The sequence below is a fragment of the Nocardia sp. MH4 genome (assembly GCF_019266065.1).
GTDB lineage: Bacteria > Actinomycetota > Actinomycetes > Mycobacteriales > Mycobacteriaceae > Nocardia > Nocardia canadensis.
In genome coordinates this window covers 1-4,970 of sequence record NZ_LPNR01000007.1, presented here as the reverse complement: position 1 = coordinate 4,970, position 4,970 = coordinate 1, and the positions used below count along the sequence as shown (strand labels likewise).

Annotated in this window: 3 protein-coding genes; all 3 read right to left on the bottom strand. The window is 73.2% G+C overall.

The features are described 5' to 3' along the window. A partial coding sequence (gene accD / locus ATM97_RS00080; protein ID WP_218715836.1) for an acetyl-CoA carboxylase, carboxyltransferase subunit beta occupies window positions 1-1,564 on the bottom strand: 1,564 nt, incomplete at its 3' end. Beyond that, window positions 1,561-3,126, bottom strand: a complete 1,566-nt coding sequence (locus tag ATM97_RS00075) for a PfaD family polyunsaturated fatty acid/polyketide biosynthesis protein (protein ID WP_218715835.1) — start codon at window positions 3,124-3,126, stop codon at window positions 1,561-1,563. The genes accD and ATM97_RS00075, both read right to left, overlap by 4 nt. Next, window positions 3,126-4,970, bottom strand: a 1,845-nt coding sequence (locus ATM97_RS00070) for a beta-hydroxydecanoyl-ACP dehydratase (protein WP_255586484.1), incomplete at its 5' end; no start/stop codon positions are given. The genes ATM97_RS00070 and ATM97_RS00075, both read right to left, overlap by 1 nt.

Here is a 4,970-nt window from a genome sequence, read left to right as displayed (position 1 = left end):
AAAGCAGCGCGGCCGCGCCGACGGGATCGCGATCGGCCCCGCCCGCCGGCTCGGGAACGACCGCGTCGGCGATGCCCAATTCGAGCAGGGCGGCCGCTTCGACGCGCAGGGCGGCGGCCGCGCGCGGCGCGGCGGCCGGGTCCTTCCAGAGGATGGCGGCGCAGCCTTCCGGGCTGATCACCGAGTAGACCGCGTTCTCGCACACCAGCACCCGGTCGGCCAGCGCGAGCGCGAGCGCTCCCCCGCTGCCGCCCTCGCCGGTGATCACGGTGACCACCGGAACGGGCAGTCCGGCCAGCAGTTTCAGCGACTCGGCGATGGCCACGGCCTGACCCTGCTCCTCGGCCTCGATGCCGGGGTAGGCGCCCGCGGTGTCGACCAGCGCGACGACTGGGCGACCGAGCTTGGCGGCCAGCCGCATCACCCGGGCGGCCTTGCGGTAGCCCGCCGGGGTCGGCATGCCGTAGTTGCGTTCGGTCAGTTCGGCGCCGGTGTGGCCCTTCTGGGTCCCGACCACCACAACCGGCAGGCCGTCGAGACGGGCCAGGCCCGCGATCATGGCCGGGCAGTCGGCCGACATCCGGTCGCCGTGCAGCTCGACGAAATCGTCGAAGGCGGCAGCCAGGTAGTCCAGGGTGGTCGGCCTGCCCAGCTGGCGCGCCGCGCGCACGCAGTCCCAGGATCCGCGGGCGGCGAGCACGGCCGGGTCGGTGATGACGGCGTCGGTGTCGGCGGGCTCGGTGCGGCGCGACGGGCGAGTGGTCATCGCGACCAACCGTGACAGCCGGGCGCGCAGTGCCGAACGGTGGCAGATCATGTCGACGATGCCGTGGTCGAGCAGGAACTCGGCGGTCTGGAAGCCGGCGGGCAGGGTCTGGCCGATGGTCTGCTGGATCACTCGTGGGCCCGCGAAGCCGAGGCGCGCGCCGGGTTCGGCGATGATGATGTCGGTGGCGGTGGCGAAGGAGGCGGCCACACCGCCGTAGGTCGGGTCGGTGATGATCGAGACGGTCAGCACGCCCGCGTCGTCGAGACGGCGCAGCGCGCGGCTGGTCTTGGCCATCTGCATGAGCGCGAGAATGCCCTCCTGCATGCGCGCGCCACCGGAGGCGGTGACGATCACCAGGGGCGCGCGGTCGGCCAGCGCCGCCTCGGCGGCGGCGGTGACCGCCTCGCCCACCGCGCTGCCGAGACTGCCGCCGAGGAAGCGGAAGTCCATGACCGCCAGCACGATCGGCGTGCCGTCGAGGGTGCCGCGCACGCAGCGGATCGCCTCGGGCAGCCCGGTCGCCCGGCGCGCCTGCTCGGCCCGCTCGGGGTACGGGCGGGTGTCGACGAATCCCAGCGGATCGGTGACGGTGGCCGCGGTGACGATCGGCCGGGCCGAATCCTCGTCCAGCAGTTGGTCGATGCGCTGATCGGCGGTGAGCATGCCGTGGTCGTCGCATTCGGGGCAGACCCGGTCGGCCCGGTCGTAGCGTTTGACGTAGATCACCGTCCCGCAGGCCGGGCACAGCATCCAGGCGGTGCCGGTGGTGGCGGTTCCGGTCTCGACGATGGTCATCGGTCCTCCAGCGGGCGTGGGACGTATCGGGCACTGGCCGCGGGCAGCCGGACACCCGCTGTCCGCAGCTGGGCGACGCGGGTCAGGTAGGCGGCGCCGAACAGCAGCTGTCCCGCGATGTCGGCGACGGCGCGGTTCTCCGGCGCGGCCAGGTAGGTGCCCGCCGCCCAGGTGTTGAAGGCGCCCATCGCGGGCCCGCACCAGATCTGGTAGTCGGCGACCCGGTCGGACTCGCCGCGGATGCTCCAGCCCGAGGACAGGCCGAGGTACCAGCGGAACACCAGCGCCATCTTCGCCTTCGGGTCCTGTTCGGCGCCGGCGAGCTGGGCCGGGTCGCGTTCGGTGAAGTACTGCACGCACTCCTGCCACACCTCGTCGAGCGGCCTGCGGAACAGGCTGGACTCGAGCTCGGCGCGCAGCGTCGCGGGCAGAGCGTCGAGACCGTCGTAGGCGCGGTAGGCGTCGTAGAGCCGCTGGGCGCGGGCGGCGAACATGGTGCCGCGCCGCAGCACCTGGACCTGCACGCCGAGTTCGAACATGTCCGAGGACGGCGACATGGCGCAGTCGGCGAATTCGGCCCTGGCCAGCAAGGTCTTGGTGGCGCCGCATTGCGCCGCCTCGACGGCCGACTGGTTGACCGACCCCGTCACCACATAGGCCGCGCCGAGCCCGAAGGCGGCCGCGACGGCATCGGGGGTGCCGATCCCGCCCGCGGCGCCGATGCGCACCCGGTCGGCCCCGGTCACGGTGGCGGCCAGGCGATCCCGGGCCGCGATCAGTTCGGGCAGCAGGACCGTGAGCGGTCGGCGGTCGGTGTGGCCGCCGGAATCGGCCTCGGCGGTGATGTCGTCGGCCATCGGCACCCGCTCGGCGAGGCGGGCCTGCTCGGCGGTGATCCGGCCCGCCGCGACGAGCTCGCTCAACAGCCGCGCGGGCGCGGGCCGCAGGAACAGCTCGGCCACCTCGACCCGGGACACCTTGGCGATCACCCGGTGCCCGATCGCGATGCCGCCCTGCCGGTCCACCGTGAGGCCGGCGGCCCGGTACCGCACGACCTCGGCGGTGAGATCCATGAAGGCCGAGGCCTCCACGCAGCGCACGTCGTGGCGCAGGCAGGCCTCGACGATGGCGCGTTCCAGCGCGGGCTCGCTGGGACTGTGGATGAGGTTGCAGGCGAACGGCTGTCCGCCCAGCTCCCGGGCCAGCTCGCCCAGCGCCGCGTCGACCGCGGCGGGCGGGACTCCGGCCGCGCCGTAGGCGGCCAGATAGCCGTTGCGCGCCATGGCTTTCACCAGGGCGGGTGAGGCGATGCCATTGGCCATGGCGCCCGCGGCATACGCCGCCCTGACCCCGTGCGCGGCGCGGAACGCGCTGTCGCCGAGCCGTTGCGGCGGCAGCGGCGCGACGGCGGCGAGCACCTGGGCTCCGGCCGCCACGGCCTGGTCGGCGGTGGCGCCGACCCCGTCCGCGGTGCGGACGATCCAGACGGGGGCGTCCAGATCGAGCAGCAGCGCGGTGATCTCCTCGGCGGTGTTCGCCACCGCGGTGCGCATCGTGGTCATCACGCCCTCCGATCGACGAGTTCGACGGCCAGATCGGTGACTTCGTAGATCCGCAGGCCCGGCTTCCACAGCGAACCGTCCACCACCGCCGTCACCCCGTGCGGACCACGGCGCAGTTCCTTGATGTGCGCCTCGAGTTCGACGGTGCCGTCGGTGGGCAGGAACTGGCCGCGATAGCGCCAGCTGAACGGGATGTCGGCGGGGATACGGAACACCGGATCGGCCATGCCCGCGGCGTGGCCTGCGTCGACGAGCCATTCCTGCACGGCGTGGATCACCGATTCCACGCCGAGCGAACCGGGGATGACCGGGTCGAGGTGGAAGTGGCGGGCGAAGAACCAGTCGTCGGGGTCGATGGCGCGCAGCGAATGCAGGTATCCCGCACCGTGTTCGCCGCCGCCGTCGACCACGTCGATCCGGTCGATCAGGGCCAGCGTGCCGCGCGAGCACAGCGGTGCGGACGGATCGGCGCGGCGGGCGGCCACGTCGATCGTCCTGACCTGGGCCCGCGGGTGCTCGGCCAGCCAGGACGGGGCGGGACGGCCCGCGTCCAGGCCGGTCTGGTTCGCCAGCGCCTCGTCGCTGAAGTACCCGAACATGGTCTCGCCGGTGTAGAACGGCTCACCGTCGACGCTGAGCGTGTAGTCGAAGGTCTGCAGCGAGGACCCGGGCAGGATCGTCGTCGACAGCATCCGCGAGGACTGCTCGATCGTGCGGTCGCGCAGGTCGACCTGGCGCAGTACGGTGGCCGTGCCGCCGAGATTGCGCAGGCTCAGAGTGACGCCCGGCTGGGTCAGCGTCGGCCCGGCGTAGTAACCCATGAGCAGCGCGGCCTGCAGCGAGGTCTCCATGTACACGAAGTGCGGCATGGAGTCGTTGGCCGTGTCGGCGTAGTACCAGGAGTCGGCGGGCGAGTCGTACTCGGTGGTGTAGGACGCGGCGTCGAGCGTGCCTCGGGCACCGTCGAAGTCGCGGACCCGGTCGACCAGGAGCAGGCCGCCGGTGGGCAGGCGGGTCGCACGCACACCGGTGTACTCCGCGAACTCCGGGCCCATCGCGATCGCCTGATCACCGCGGGCCAGGTGCGTCATGTGGAACTCGTTGAGCAGCAGGCCCGGCACGGCCCGGCCCGGGCCGACGTCGGCGCCGGAGGGTTCGGCGACGGTGACCTGGACCGCCACGCTCGCCTCGCCACCGCTGACACTCGCGGTGGCCACGACGTGCGGGCGGGGCACGAGATCCAGGCCGGTGACGACGAGTTCGAGCGTCCCGCGGGCCGCGCCGGACACCGCCGGGGTGGCACCGGTCAGTGTGCTGCCCGACAGACACAGGTGCATACCGGTGAACAGAGCGAACACCTCGGCGGCCTGACGCGCGGCCGCGCCGAACGCGCCGTCGTAGTGGGCGACCACGCGACCGTCGCCGGTTCCGCCGTAGAGCTCGATCGAGGCGATCTCGGTGAGCGCCAGCGGTTCCCCGGCAGCGAGCCGTGCGGCCACCGCGACACCGTCGCGCTGATGGCCGGGTCCGAACACCTCGGTGATCGCACCCTGGGCCAGTGATTCCAGGGCCGCGCGGTCGAGCTGGGTGCGCCCGGTACGCGCCAGCGGCTTGAACGCGCCTTCCCTGGCTACCGGAGAGGTTGCCGAACCGGCCTCGCCGGCCACGGCTCCCCCGGTGCCCGGCTGCGGCACCGGACCAGCCGCCGCGCCGCGGAGGCCGATCGACCCCGACTCGCCACCGTCGGTCCGGCCCGCCCCAGCGGCCTGGCCTGTGCCTGTGAGCTGGGCCGTGCCGGCTGAGCCGGCCGGTGCGCCGGACCCCGCTCCGTGGCCGAGGGGCGT